Source organism: Halorientalis salina, from assembly GCF_005049285.1.
GTDB classification, from domain to species: Archaea; Halobacteriota; Halobacteria; order Halobacteriales; family Haloarculaceae; genus Halorientalis; species Halorientalis salina.
The window spans coordinates 62,878-76,449 of the sequence record NZ_SOSC01000009.1 but is presented as its reverse complement, the minus strand read 5'-3'; the positions used below and the strand labels follow the sequence as shown (position 1 = coordinate 76,449).

General features: G+C 67.9%; 9 protein-coding genes. 7 read left to right on the top strand and 2 right to left on the bottom strand.

Translation table 11 applies throughout. The annotated features are described in order from the left end of the window. Positions 1-27 precede the first annotated feature (27 nt). The 3 genes from E2481_RS14780 (at position 28) to E2481_RS14770 (ending at position 4,615) form a co-directional block, all read left to right on the top strand. Positions 28-858, top strand: a complete 831-nt coding sequence (locus tag E2481_RS14780) for a pantoate kinase (protein ID WP_136717929.1) — start codon at positions 28-30, stop codon at positions 856-858. Between the two features lie 71 nt (positions 859-929). After that, positions 930-3,806 carry a DUF1508 domain-containing protein gene (locus E2481_RS14775; protein ID WP_136717928.1) on the top strand — a complete coding sequence of 959 codons (2,877 nt, stop codon included), beginning with the start codon at positions 930-932 and terminating at the stop codon, positions 3,804-3,806. Between the two features lie 59 nt (positions 3,807-3,865). Continuing rightward, the gene (locus E2481_RS14770; RefSeq protein ID WP_136717927.1) at positions 3,866-4,615 is read left to right on the top strand and encodes a 4-phosphopantoate--beta-alanine ligase; all 750 of its coding nucleotides are present in this window, start codon (positions 3,866-3,868) and stop codon (positions 4,613-4,615) included. Here the strand turns inward: E2481_RS14770 and E2481_RS14765 are convergent. Then, on the bottom strand, positions 4,593-6,200 hold the full coding sequence (locus E2481_RS14765; RefSeq protein WP_136717926.1) for an Hvo_1808 family surface protein: 1,608 nt from the start codon (positions 6,198-6,200) through the stop codon (positions 4,593-4,595). The two genes, E2481_RS14770 and E2481_RS14765, sit on opposite strands and share 23 nt — an antisense overlap. A gap of 163 nt (positions 6,201-6,363) precedes the next feature. Beyond that, a complete protein-coding gene (locus tag E2481_RS14760; protein ID WP_136717925.1) occupies positions 6,364-8,157 on the bottom strand; it encodes a sensor histidine kinase in 1,794 nt (597 codons plus the stop codon). 131 nt (positions 8,158-8,288) lie between these two features. Between E2481_RS14760 and E2481_RS14755 the strand changes: the two genes are divergently transcribed. The 4 genes from E2481_RS14755 (at position 8,289) to E2481_RS14740 (ending at position 13,570) form a co-directional block, all read left to right on the top strand. Then, positions 8,289-9,209, top strand: a complete 921-nt coding sequence (locus E2481_RS14755; RefSeq protein WP_136717924.1) for a sulfide-dependent adenosine diphosphate thiazole synthase — start codon at positions 8,289-8,291, stop codon at positions 9,207-9,209. Positions 9,210-9,507: 298 nt separating this feature from the next. Further along, complete coding sequence (locus E2481_RS14750; RefSeq protein WP_136717923.1) at positions 9,508-10,515, top strand: transcription initiation factor IIB; 1,008 nt, start codon at positions 9,508-9,510, stop codon at positions 10,513-10,515. 187 nt (positions 10,516-10,702) lie between these two features. Next, the gene (locus tag E2481_RS14745; RefSeq protein ID WP_136717922.1) at positions 10,703-12,757 is read left to right on the top strand and encodes a hypothetical protein; all 2,055 of its coding nucleotides are present in this window, start codon (positions 10,703-10,705) and stop codon (positions 12,755-12,757) included. A 45-nt stretch (positions 12,758-12,802) separates the two neighbouring features. Then, positions 12,803-13,570: a DUF7001 family protein gene (locus E2481_RS14740; RefSeq protein WP_136717921.1), complete on the top strand. Its 768-nt coding sequence runs from the start codon at positions 12,803-12,805 to the stop codon at positions 13,568-13,570. The last annotated feature ends 2 nt before the right edge of the window (positions 13,571-13,572 follow it).

Genomic DNA, 13,572 nt, shown 5'->3' with positions numbered 1-13,572 from the left:
ATCCGCCGGGACTACGGAGACGGACCCATGACCGAAGTGACGGCGTTCGTTCCGGGACACGTGACCGGATTTTTCACGATCCACCGGGACGACGATCCGACGAAAACGGGGTCGCGCGGCGGCGGCCTGACCCTCACCGACGGCGTGACGGTGACCGTCCGGCCGGCCGAGGAGACCAGCGTTCGACTCAACGACGTGGCCGTCGAGATGGAGGCCGTCGAGACGGTCCTGTCGACGCTTCGGACGACTGCGCGCGTCGAGGCGGAGACGCCACTGCCGCTGGGCTCCGGGTTCGGCGTCTCCGGCGGTGTGGCCCTGGGGACGGCCCTGGCGGTCAACCGGGCGCTCGACCGCCGGCTCTCCGAGAACGAACTGCTGACCATCGCCCACGGCGCGGAGGTCCAGGCGGGGACTGGCCTCGGTGACGTGGTCGCGCAGGCCCGCGGCGGTGTCCCGATCCGGCTGGAACCCGGCGGGCCACAGGACAACCTGTTGGACGGGATTCCGGCCCGGCCCCGCGTGGAGTACCACACGCTCGGCGAACTCTCGACGGAATCGGTCATCTCCGGCGAGGACGACCTGCTCACGCAGGCGGGCAAACGAGCGCTCTCGCGGGTCGTCGAGGAGCCGACGATGGACTCCTTTATGCGCGCCTCGCGGCAGTTCGCTCGCGAGGCCGAACTCCTGACGCCCGAGATCAGGGACGTGGTCCTCGACGTGAACGAGGCCGACGGCCAGGCCTCCATGGCGATGCTCGGGGAGACGGTCTTCGCGCTCGGCACGGGGCTGTCCGACGCCGGCTACGACCCTGCCGTCTGTGAGGTCGACGTCGCAGGCGCGCGACTCGCGGGCGAGTAGGCACCTCTTGTCCCGACGAACGGTCCCCACGTTTAACATTCGCACGCGGTCTATCGGCGGGCGGTACCAACATGGCAATGGGGTCGCAACCGGACAGCGTCTTCTACGGGTTGTACGACGCGTACGTGGGGGAAGCGCGGACGAAGCCGGAGGTGTACGGCTACTGGGTTCTCGTTTGCGGGTTGCTCGCGGTACTGGCCGGCATCGGGATCTTCCTGGTCGACCTGGGCGTGTCGACGGTTTCGCTCGACAACTGGGCGATCGGCGTCGGGGCGAGCGGGGGCGTCGGTCTGTTACTGGGATCGGTACTGCAGTTGCCGCTCAGACGACGCGCCGTCTCCGTCGCCGTGGCGGGCGGCGTCTGTTCGCTCTTCGCGGTCCTCGTGTTCGTCCAGGTGTATCCGGAGGGGTGGGACCTCGGCAGGACCGTCGAGAGCCTCGCCGTCGTCGTCGGCTACGTCGGCGGGCTGAGTCTCGTCGCCGCCGTCGCCGCGCTCGTCCCCGTCCTGACCGGTCGGCGGAGTCTGCTCTTGCCCGAGGAGTCCGTCGAGAAACTGGCCTGGACCGCCGGCGACGACGAGGCGGAGAACGTCTCGGCGGTCTTGCACGGCGAGGCAGTTCGTGACGGCGTGTTCGCGGTGTTTCCCGACGACAACGGCTGGCGCTGGTGGTTCGTCGAGCAGACGGCCGTGGCCGACGGTCGCCGGACCTTCGAGACCCAGGCCGACGCCGAGTCGGCGCTCGACGCGGTCACGGAGACGGTCGACGGGGCGGGCCTCATGGAGGTCACACACCCCGCGATACGCCTCTACCGGGGCGACGACGAGGTCCGCTGGACAATGGTCGACGGCGATGGGGTCGTTCTCGCCGACAGTGACGATACGTATCCGGATCGCGACCGCGCCGAGACGGCGGCCAACCTCCTGAAGGAACACGGGCCGGGGGCACCGCTGCTGGACGTCGACGACGGGGCCTTCGAGGTGTACGGTGACGGGTCGGCCTGGCAGTGGCGGCTGGTCGACGAGGACCGCGGCGTCCTCGGGGAGGGGACCGACGCCTACGACGACCGACAGGCGGCGGAGGCGGCCGTCGTGTCGGTCCGGGAGGCGGTCCAGTCGGCACCGGTCATGGGCGTCGAACACGTCGGGTTCGAACTCCGCGAACGTGACGACGGGTGGGACTGGCGGCTGGTCGACGCGGCGGACACGACCGTCGCACGAGCCGCGGATACCTACGATTCACGGGCGGCCGCGACCGACGCCGTCGGGCGGGTCGCCGAGGGCGCGATCGACGTGCCCTTCATCACCGCGACTGCGCCGGGCTACGAGGTATTCGAAGCGGAGAGCGGCGGCTGGCACTGGCGACTCGTCGACGACAGCGACCAGGTGGTCGCCCGGGGCGAGCGAGCCGTCCCCTCCGAGGAGAGCGGTCGCTCGGTCGTCGGTCGGGTCAAGGACATCGCGACCGACGCGACGGTTCGGGTCCTCGACGACGCCGAGTTCGAACTCTTCTCGGAGGGCGACGCGTGGGCCTGGCGGCTGGTCACCGAGGACCGTCGAACCATCGCGCGGAGCCCGCCCAGTGCGACCTACGAGAGCGAGGCGGCCGCCGAGGCGGCGGTCGACCGCGTCAGCGACGAGATCGAACGCGTCGACCGAACCACGTTCGAGCGCGCCGCCTTTCACCTCTTCGAGGCCGAGGACCGGGGCTGGAACTGGCGGCTGGTCGACGCCGACGGTCGCGTCGTCTCCGACAGCGGCCAGGAACACGCCTCCCGGGAGGACGCCGCCTCGGCGATGAGCACGATGAAAGAACACGCGCCGGAGGCGGACCTCGTGGAGATCGACAGCACCACGCTGGAGTGTTACGAGGCCGACGAGGAGTGGCACTGGCGGCTGGTCGACGCCGCCGGCGAGACGCTGGCGACCAGTCCGGGCCGGTACGACAGCCACGAGCGCGCCCACGAGGCCATGGACGCGCTGGAACTGCTGGCACGCGACGCCGACGCGCGGACGATGGACGCCGGGCTGTTCCAGGTGTACGTCAGCGACGCCGAACCCCGGCAGTGGCACTGGCGACTCGTCCACCCTGACGGAGCGGTGGTCGCGACGAGCGTTGCAGGGTACCCCACACGCGAGGGTGCCAGCGAGGCCGCCGAATCCGTCGCCGAATTCGCGGCCGATGCGACCGTCCACACGATCTCCGACCTGGCCGTCCGGTTCGCCGTCGAAGCGGTCGACGCCGACGGCGACGACGCCGAACCCGCGGAACGCTGGCACTGGGAACTCGTCGATCGGGACCGCGAACCCGTGGCGGTCGGCACCGAGCGGTTCCCCTCCCGGGACGCCGTCGCCGCGACCGCGCGGCTGTTCCGCGACCACGCCGGAGCCGCCAGCGTCTTCGAGGTCGACCCCGCGGCCTTCCGCATCGAGTCCGTCGAGGACGGCGACGGCTCGGCCTGGTGCTGGCGGCTGGTCGATCCCGACCGGACGACGCTGGCAGTCGGCTCGCAGGTCCACGGGACTCGCGACGACGCTCGCTCCGAACTCGACCGCGTGCGTGAACTCGCGGGCGGTGCGGGCCTGCTCGATTTCGCCCGGGCGGCCTTCGAGGTGGTCATGCGCGACCGGGGCTGGGTCTGGCAGTTCGTCGACACTGACGACACCGTCCTCGGCGTCAGCACTCAGCAGTTCGACTCCCGGCCCGCCGCCGAGCGCGCGCTCTCGGCGGTTCGCGATCAGTTGACGTCGGCCAGCCTCATCGAGGTCGAGTCCCCGGCCTTCGAACTCCACTCGGAGGGCGGCGACTGGCGCTGGCGGCTCGTCGACGCCGACGGGTCGACCATCGCCGAGAGCATGCGCCAGTACCCCACGCGGCGCGAGGCCCGCGAGGCCCTCGAGGGCCTGCGAACGTTCGGGGCCGATGCCCCGACGGAACTGCCCGCCTAGACCCGGTCGCCGCGACCGTCGAGGGCGGGATTTTTCAGCCCCCACTGTCCTGTAGAAACATGGACGACGTCGAGATTCCGGAGAGTCACCCGCGCTACGAGTCGCTCCTGACTCGACACCGCATCGAGGCGGGCGTCGAGAAGGGGATCACCTCCCAGCAGGGGCTCATCGCGCAGGGCCGGGGCGAAGCCTACGACTACCTCCTCGGAGAGGAGACCATCGAGACCGCCGACGAGGCGGCACGCGCCGCGGCCGCACACCTGCTTTCGGCCGACCACGCCGTGCTGTCCGTCAACGGCAACGTCGCCGCGCTCGTCCCGGGCGAGACGGTCGAGTTGGCTGAGGCGACCGGGGCCGACATCGAGGTGAACCTCTTCAACCGGACCCGCGAGCGCATGGAGCGCATTGCCGAGCACCTCCGCGACCATGGGGCCGAGGGCGTCCTGGGTCTGGAAGCCGACGGCCGCATCCCGAACCTGGACCACGAGCGCGCCAAGGTCGACGCCGACGGCATCGGCGACGCCGACGTGGTGCTGGTGCCCTTGGAGGACGGCGACCGCGCCGAGGCCCTCGCCGAGATGGGCAAGACGGAACTGGTCGTCGATCTGAACCCCCTCTCGCGGTCGGCACAGACAGCGACAGTCCCGATCGTCGACAACATCATTCGGGCGGTGCCGAACGTGACCGCTCACGCCCGGGACCTGCAGGACGCCAGCCGGGAGGAACTGGACGCGATCACCGAGTCGTTCGACCGTCAGGCGGCGCTCGACGCGGCCGAGGCCGCGATCAGGAGCGGCGACCTCGACTGAGCCGACCGACGACGACTGCCAGCAGTGCGACGACTGCGCCGACCAATCCGAAGCCGGGACCGAACCCGTCTGTCGTTTCGGTCGTCTCGTTCGTCGGGTCGTCGGTGGCCGACTCGTTGGTCGGCGCTCCGGCACCGCGTTGCACCGTCGAGAGGTCCTCGACGGCCGGGGCATTTACGATGGTGACGCGGCTGCCGTTTCGAGTGACGGCGAAGGCGTCGGCGAACTCGCTGCCCGCAGCGATGCGGAACGTGTCGGTGCGACCGTCGACCGGCTCGGCCCCGTGATAGGAGAGCAATTCGAGGTACCCCTCGCGGAACTCGCGCGCGTCGGCCTCGGAGTCCCAGACCGTCTCGTAGACGTAGCCGGTCTCGTTCGAGCCGTTGGCGACGTACGGGACGAGCTTGTCACCGTCCCAGCCGGCCGTGATCGGGTGGTCGTAGCTGTAGGTGACCGGCTCCGCGGGCTCGCGGGTCGTCATGTTGTAGTTGATGTGGGACTGTAACGGGATGACGCTCGTCTGCCCCCTCGTCTCGTAGCTCGGCATCCACAACGAGACGAACAGGCCGGCCTCGCCGACCGACCCGGTGACGCGCTCGCCGTTTTGTCGGAGGGGCTGCCATCCTTCCCCGCTCCGGTCCGGTACCGTCAGGTTCGTCGGCTCGTCGGTCGGGTACTTGTCGGGGTGGATGGTCTGTTCGGTGCTTTCCGGTGGCTGGTCGTAGACGGCGTCGACCGCGTCCCAGCCCCCCGTTCGCTGGCGCTCTTGGACGAACGCGATCCCGGAGTTGTACGGCTGGAGGAAGAGCTGGACCATGCCGATGTTGAGGTTCGGCGGCTGTTCCTGTGACGCCTCGTCACCGGCGTTCGGTCGCAGACAGGTCCCGTTCCACGCGCCGTCACAGCGCTGTTCGTACAGGTACTGGACGTAATTGGCGTCACCCTCGACGATGCCGTTCCGGGCGTTCCGGGCTTCGACCGTCGACGTGTTCGTGTCGATGCCGAAGTACCGGTCCTGCTGGGCGTGGAACAACTCCTGGGCGAGGACGCCCTCCTGGACCCGCCGCACGTCCTCGTCGGACGAGATCAGGGTGATGTTCTCGTCGCCGGGCTGGTAGTAACCGCTGACGCCGCCGCCGAACAGCGCCTGCTGTGACTCGACGGCGTCCGTCGTCTCGTTTATCAGCAGCAGCGACTCGTACTGGACGTTCAGGGCGATGCGGTTCGTCTCGTTGACGTCGGCGTACTGTTCTGCGGTCTCGTTCTGTTGCTGGTCGGGCGAGATGAGTCTGACTGGCGGCGTCCGATCGAATTCGAGTCCGCGGACGTGTTCTAAGCGCGCCATCGTGCGGGCGACGACGGCGTCCAGTTCGCTGTCGTTGATGCCGTCGCGCTGGTCGACGTTCAGGCTCTCGTTGTACCAGACCCCGTTCTCCCAGCCGAGTCGGTCCGACGGCGGGTCCGGCGGGCTCGTGTCCGTCGCGTTGGCAGCGCTCGAGTTCGCGGCCGGCGTGGTCGGTCCGGCCGCTGCGGTCGCTGGGCCGACGACTGCACCGGTTGCGAGCAAGAGACACAGTAGTACCACAGTTCCCCCGAATCGGACCGCTGAGGCGGGGTGGGCCGGATCCCCCGCCGGGCCTGTTCCGTTCGATGTCACGTTGTTCGTCACGAAGGCGCGAAGCCTATAGAAACCACTCGTCTCCTCGCGGTCAGTCCGGGCGAATCGCGAGTCGTCGTCTCGGGCCGCGCTACCCGAACTCGAACCCCTGGTCGCTGGACCCGAACTCGCTGTTGCCGGTTCCGAAGGGGCTGTCGTCCGTGGCAAAGGAGAAGCTGCGGGCAGTGGTGACGCCGGTGATCTCGAAGCGGGCACCGCCGTACTCGGTTCCGTCGCCCTCCTGAGAGCTGTGTGCCATGTCCCCGTTCATGACGCGGATGTCCCAGCCGTGGGCCTCGACGATCTCCTTGATGATCGCCAGGCCGAACCCGGTGCCGTCCTCGTCGGTCGTGTGGCCGTACTCGAACACCTGGTCCTGTTCTTCGACGGGGATGCCGGGGCCGTCGTCCTCGACGGCGAACCCGTCTTCCAGGGGTTCGACCAGGAGCGACACGTCCTCGCCGACGTGGTCCGTGGCGTTCCGGAAGAGGTTCTCCAGGGCCTGCTGGAGTCGGTCGCGGTCGGCCTCGACGGCCATCTCGCCTTCGACGGTAAGATCGGCGTCGGGCGCTTCGACGAGGCTCCAGGCCTCCTCGGCGACGACCCGGAGGTCCTCCTGGGTCGTTTCGTTGACGGTCTGGCCCTGGCGGGCGAGCTGGAGGAGGTCGTCGATGAGCTGGTCCATCCGGTCGCTGGCCCGGTCGAGCGCGTCGAAGTGCTCCTCGTCGCCGGTCTCCCTGGCGAGTTGGGACCGTGCACTGATGACGTTCAGCGGGTTGCGCAGGTCGTGGGAGACGACGCTGGCGAACTCCTCTAGCTGTTCGTTTTGCTGCTGGAGGCGCTTCTCTCGGCGGTAGCGCTCGGTGATGTCCTGCAGGACGATGAGCTGCCCCATCAGGACGCCGTCGTCGTCGGTCAGCGGCGTGCCGATGCGCTGGTAGTACCGTCCGGTCTCGGGATCGGTGACGACCTCGCGGTCGCTCTCGGTCCGGTTCTGCTCGGGTGCCGGCGGGACCGCAAATGGGCGTAGCATGTCCCCGACGGACCGTCCGATGGCGTCGTCGACGTCTTCGCTGAGAAACGGTTCGGCCTGCGGGTTGACGTTGACGACGAGTCCGCGCACGTCGATGACGACGACGGCGTCGTCCATCTGCTCGACGGCGGCCTGGCTGGCGATGGGAACCAGCGTAAAGAGTCCGTGTCTGGCGACGCCCCACGAAAAGACGAGGCCGGGCACGACCATCGTAACGAAGACGAGATTGAGCTTCGGATAGGGGTTCATTCCCGTGACGTAGACTGCGGCCGCCGTCAGCGGCACGACCGACCCCCCGATCAGCAACACCGCCTGCCGACGGTAGATTCCCTCTGAGTCGATCGCGCGCTGTCCGAGCAAGAGGATGCTGATGCCGACCACGAGATACGCGTACCCGACGTACGCGTACATCGCCGGTCCGGGCGTGTTCACTAACGCGTTGAACCCGTTTTGCACCAGCGTGAGGTCCGCCCAGACGAGCGAGTTGCGGGTGAACACCAGTACGATGAATCCCACGGGCGCGCTCAGGATCGCCGAGAGGCTCCACCAGGTGAGGTACCGCTCGTATTCGGTGTATTCGAGCGTGAAAACCAACAGGAGCGGCGGTACCAGCATCGCACCCACGTACTCGATCTGCTTCCACTGGAGTTTCGCTGCTCGCTCGACGTGGGCGAGTTCGACGGCGTACGCGAGCAAGGTGACCGAGACGGCAGCCGAGAGCAGCACTGCGACGTAGCCACCGGGGACCGGCGCGTAGGCGCGTTGCTGCCGGACGACGTAGAGAGCCGCGATCGCTACCGCTCCGGCGGCGACGAGAACCGGCGTGGTAAACGGCGTGTACTGCCACGGCATGTTGGCTGTCTGCCATCTGTTCACACCGGGTTCCCTTATCACTTTTTGATATTTGGAGCGCTGAAGCCGTCCGACGAACAACGCCGGGGACCAGAAACGCTTTCATTCACCAGGTAATATTACTGGATGGTATGTCCGAATTCGAGCAGTTCAGCGACGTCGGCGAGGCGGAAGTCACACGCGCCATCGGTCAGGAGTGGACCGAGGAGTTCATGGATTTCTCCGACAGCGACGTGATAATCGTCGGTGGCGGGCCATCGGGGCTGATGGCGGCGAAAGAACTCTCAGAACGGGGCGTCCAGACGATGGTCGTCGAGAAGAACAACTACCTCGGCGGCGGGTTCTGGCTCGGCGGCTTCCTGATGAACAAGGTCACCGTTCGTGGCCCGGCCCACCACGTCCTCGACGACCTCGACGTGGACTACAAGCAGTCCCAGGACAGCGAGGGACTGTTCGTCGCCAACGGGCCGGAAGCCTGTTCAGGACTCATCAAGGCCGCCTGTGACGCGGGGGCGAAGATGCAGAACATGACGGAGTTCACCGACATCGTGATCCGCGAGGACCACCGCGTGGGCGGCATCGTCATGAACTGGACGCCGGTCCACGCGCTGCCCCGCGAGATCACCTGCGTCGACCCCATCGCCGTCGAGGCCGACCTGGTCATCGACGCGACCGGTCACGACGCGATGGCCGTCAAGAAACTCGACGAGCGCGGCGTGTTGAACGCTCCCGGGCTCGAAGAGGAAGCCAGCGGCATGGACCAGACCGGAGACGACACCTACGGTGCGCCCGGCCACGACTCGCCCGGCCACGACTCGATGTGGGTCGGCAAGAGCGAGGACGCCGTCGTCGAACACACCGGTCTCGCCCACGACGGCCTCGTCGTCACCGGCATGGCCACGGCCACGACCTACGGCCTCCCACGCATGGGCCCGACCTTCGGCGCGATGCTCCTCTCGGGGAAGAAGGCCGCCCAGGCCGCTATCGACGAACTCGGCGTCGACGCCGAGGACGTGGACATGACGACGCGAGCCAGTCCCGCTGACGACTAACCGCCTCCTTCGGCGGATTCACAGACTAACCCGCCGCTCACCGCTCTCGATGTGAAGTTTCAGGTCGGGACTGTCGGTCGCGCAGTCTTCTACCGGAACAGACAACGTTATATATTATTGTATCTCGCCCATTCATCGGTACAGCTGCCCGTAAACAGCCAAGTAACGTCCCAGTAACCCGGTTCTCTGCGTTTTCTGCTGCAAAAGGTTTAAATACTTGAGGCCGTTACCTTATGTTAGCGAGAGCGGTTCCGGTCTTCTTCGGGTTTTCTCCGCCGGACCGCTAGACCAGACCACTATGACAGAAACACGTATCCGAAGCTACGACGGTGAGAACCGCGTATCGAGTCCGGAATCGACCGAGCAGGACCGACACACGAAACAGCGCGAGGAGGCGGGCCAGGAGACGGCGGTCTGTCCCGAGTGCGGCGGCGACGTGGTGGACGACGAGACTCACGGCGAGACGGTCTGTGAGGAGTGCGGCCTCGTCGTCGACGAAGACGAGATCGACCCGGGGCCGGAGTGGCGCGCCTTCGACGCCTCGGAGAAGGACACCAAGAGCCGCGTCGGCGCCCCGACGACCAAGATGATGCACGACAAGGGGCTCTCGACCAACATCGGCTGGCGGGACCGGGACGCCAACGGGAACTCCCTCTCGACTAGCCAGCGCCAGAAGATGCAGCGGCTCCGGAAGTGGGACGAGCGGTTCCGCACTCGTGACCACTCCGAGCGCAACCTCAAGCAGGCGCTCGCCGAAATCGAGCGCATGGGGAGCGCCCTGGGTCTGTCCGAAACCGTCCGGGAAACCGCCTCGGTCATCTACCGCCGCGCGCTCGAGGAGGGACTGCTGCCGGGGCGGTCCATCGAGGGCGTCACGTCCGCGGCCGTCTACACGGCCGCTCGCCAGGCGGGCACTCCCCGGAGCATCGACGAGATCGTCCACGTCAGCCGCATCGACGGGATGGAGTTCAAGCGGACCTACCGCTACGTCGTCCGCGAACTCGACCTGGAGATCGAACCCGCCGACCCCGAGAGCTACGTCCCGCGGTTCGCGTCGGACCTGGACCTCTCGGGGGCCGCGGAGCGCCGCGCCCACGAACTGCTCGCGGCCGCCAAATCGGCGGCCGTCCACGTCGGCAAGAGCCCGGTCGGTCTCGCCGCCGCCGCGGTGTACGCCGCCTCGCTGCTGGCCGACGAGCGAGTCACCCAGGACCGGGTCAGCGAGGTGACCGACATTTCGGAGGTCACCATCCGCAACCGCTACACGGAACTGCTCGAGGCTGCCGACGAAGCCGTCGCTGCCTGATGTGCAAGTCGTCTCTTTTCACGCGCCGTTCGTCACCGGCTCCACGACCCTGATAGCCGTCCGCCCGTGTCTGGGGCAGTCGACCATCTCAGAGGGGTCCGGTGGGGACCGACTACGGGGCTGGCTGGAGATCGTCGGTCGATGTCTGCCACCGGAACTAAGAGTACACCCTTCGTGACGTCTATCGATGAGATGGCGATGGCGACCGGTCGTGTTCGTGACACTGTTCGTGGTTCTCCTCGGACTGTCTCTCACTGGCAGTGCGACAGCCCAGTCGGCGTCTGCTGGCGGGACACTGCCGACTGTCGAGAACGGCTCCGTCGACCAGCCGTCCGGGTCCGCCGCGTCGAGCACCCTGGCTCTCGGGAAGGAACTGCAACTCTCACCGGCGCAACCGGGCGAGATCACCGTCACGCTCAGGTACGACACGCCGTCGAACCTCGCCGGGCTTCGGGTGGAACTCCCCGAAGACACGACGGTCGCCGGGACGCAGGGGTTCACCGAGCGCGACGGGGAGTACGTCTGGGACAAGCGCACCAGCGTCCCGACGCTCACCTATCGTTTGTCGGTCAACCGGACGCGGGAGGCAAGCGGGCCGTTTGCGGGGAGCGGTGACTACCTCTTCGTCGATGCGGGGTCGTGGGCGCTCGTCAGGAAACCGCAGGTGTCGACGGGCTGGAGCCAGCCGTTCGACGAGAACATCACCCTCACGAAATCGACCACCGTCGACGGATCCGGTGCCGTCGGCGACGAACTCGCGTACCTCGGCGAGTATCGGGAGTACCAGCGGTCGGCCCACGGCCAACGGTTTCGACTGGTCGTCCCCGAACACGCCGACATGGCGGCTCAGCCGGACGAGGTCCTCGATAGCGTCGCCACTGCGTCGGACGCGCTGCGAGTCGGCGACCGCGACTCGTCGGTGTTCATGATCGCCGCTCCGACTGACTCGGTGCAGTGGGGCGTCAACGGCCTCCAGACGGGCGAGTCGGACTTCTGGGCGCGCGACCGGTCGCGACTCGATTCGGCCGACAACGTCTGGATCCACGAGTACGTCCACACTCGACAGGACTACGAACCGGCCGCCGAGACGCGCTGGTTCACGGAGGCGAGCGCGACCTACTACGCGGCGCTGTTCGCGCTCGAAGCCGACCGGATCGACTACCGGACGTTCCGAAACCGCCTGGCACTGGGCGAACGAGCGGCTGACACCGACGCGGTCCTGTCGGATACGTCGACCTGGGAGGAGGTCGCCCCCTACACCAAGGGCGCGCTCGTCGCGGGCGAACTCGACCGACGGACGCGACTGGCGAACACGGACAACTCCCTCCAGACCGCGTTCAGACGGGTCAATTCCCACGAGGGTACCGTGGGGCAGTTGGATTTCCGATCGGCGATCCGTTCGGCCGGTGGTGCGGACGTTACGACGCTGTGGGACCGATACACGACCACGACCGCGACCCCGTCGATGTGGGACCGGAACGCCCACGCACGGGCCTTCGAGACGCGATTACCGAACGTCAGCTACCAGTTTGGCGCGACGACCAACGCCTCTGTGATTCGCGTGACGGGGCCCTACCGGACCGGCACCGTCGGCGAGCAGCGACCGGTTCGCCTGGCGACCGGCGAGACGCTGACGGCGGACGTGATCGTCTCGAACACCGGGACGGCGGCCGGCGAGTACGAGGCGACCGCGCGCCTCGACGGAACGACCATCGCCCAACAGAACGGGACGCTCGACGCGAACGCGACGACGCGCTGGCCGGTCACGCACACGTTCACCGACGCCGGGACCTACGCCCTCTCCGTCGGTGACCGGCAGATCGAAGTCGTCGTCACGCCGCCGGCGACCCCCGCTGTCGAGCGTCTGACCGCCGACGGGTCCGATCCGGTCGCGGGTGACACCGTCACTCTGGACGCGACGGTCCGGAACGACGACGCGGTGCCGGCGGCGGGGAACCTTTCCCTCTCCCAGGACGGCGAGACGGTCGACACCAGACGGGTCGTCCTCACACCGGGAGAAACCCGGACGCTCTCCTTCGAGCGGACGGTCGACGCCGCTGGCGACACTCGGTTCGAGTTGGGCGACCGGAATCTAACCCTGACGGTCCGAGAGCCGTCGACGCCGGCGGGAACCGACTCGGGTGGGTCCGACGGCGCGTCGAGCGGCGACGGCCCCGGCTTCGGTGTCGGGTCCGCGCTCGTCGGGTTGACGCTGAGCCTCGTCGTCTGGCGACGCGTCTGAGGCGGCGACCGCAAGCAGTTTTACCGGGCGATACCACTGGCTGATATGGTCGACCGCGTGACCCTGTATCGGGCTCCCACGACCGAGGCCGACGCCGACGTCATCGCCGACTGGCTCCGTGAGCGCATCGACGCTGACGTGACGGTTCGGGACCGCTTTCTGGCCGAGTACACGGACGAGGACCTGCCGGAGGCGTTCGCGGAGACGCGCGTACTCAGCCCCTACGATCGCGAGACGGGAAACACGATGCTGGGGATCGTCCGGTACGAGGAGCGCGCGCTCGAACACCCCGAGCGCGCCGGCGGCGTCATCTACGACGGGCTTGCGGTCCAGGAACGCCTCCGGGAACGACTCCCCGACGACGAGCGCCGGCTGGACCACCTGCACGTCCCCTTGCTGGACCGGGTTCTCGGGACCTGGGGCGACCACGACGGGCGCTGGCACAAGCGCGTGAACGTCCTCGGACAACCTGCGCTGGTATCGGTCCCCGGACTGTACGAGGCCCCGGCCAAGCCCGAGCAGTACTACAAGGAACAACAGAAACACGCGATGCTCTCGGGCGACACGCCGCCCCGGGAAGTCCTCGAATCCGAGGTCGAGGGGGACTTTTTGATCGAGGACGACCCGCGGACGACCGAGGCGCTGAAAGGCTACGTCCTGCAGGCGTACCACTACGTCGACACCGGCGAGGCGTTCTGCGAGACCGACGCCTGTCGGCTCGCGAACCCACATCGACAGCCCGGGGTCGTCGAGGCACAGCTCCGGGACCCCGAGTTCTGCGAGGACCACGCGGCGCTGTACGGCGAACGGTAGGG

What these genes read in the sequence shown, in the direction of transcription:
- E2481_RS14780 (WP_136717929.1), top strand. Translation starts at nt 28, where the DNA reads ATGACCGAAGTGACGGCGTTCGTTCCGGGACACGTGACCGGATTTTTC.
- E2481_RS14775 (WP_136717928.1), top strand. Translation starts at nt 930, where the DNA reads ATGGCAATGGGGTCGCAACCGGACAGCGTCTTCTACGGGTTGTACGAC.
- E2481_RS14770 (WP_136717927.1), top strand. Translation starts at nt 3,866, where the DNA reads ATGGACGACGTCGAGATTCCGGAGAGTCACCCGCGCTACGAGTCGCTC.
- E2481_RS14760 (WP_136717925.1), bottom strand. Translation starts at nt 8,157, where the DNA reads ATGCCGTGGCAGTACACGCCGTTTACCACGCCGGTTCTCGTCGCCGCC.
- E2481_RS14755 (WP_136717924.1), top strand. Translation starts at nt 8,289, where the DNA reads ATGTCCGAATTCGAGCAGTTCAGCGACGTCGGCGAGGCGGAAGTCACA.
- E2481_RS14750 (WP_136717923.1), top strand. Translation starts at nt 9,508, where the DNA reads ATGACAGAAACACGTATCCGAAGCTACGACGGTGAGAACCGCGTATCG.
- E2481_RS14745 (WP_136717922.1), top strand. Translation starts at nt 10,703, where the DNA reads ATGAGATGGCGATGGCGACCGGTCGTGTTCGTGACACTGTTCGTGGTT.
- E2481_RS14740 (WP_136717921.1), top strand. Translation starts at nt 12,803, where the DNA reads ATGGTCGACCGCGTGACCCTGTATCGGGCTCCCACGACCGAGGCCGAC.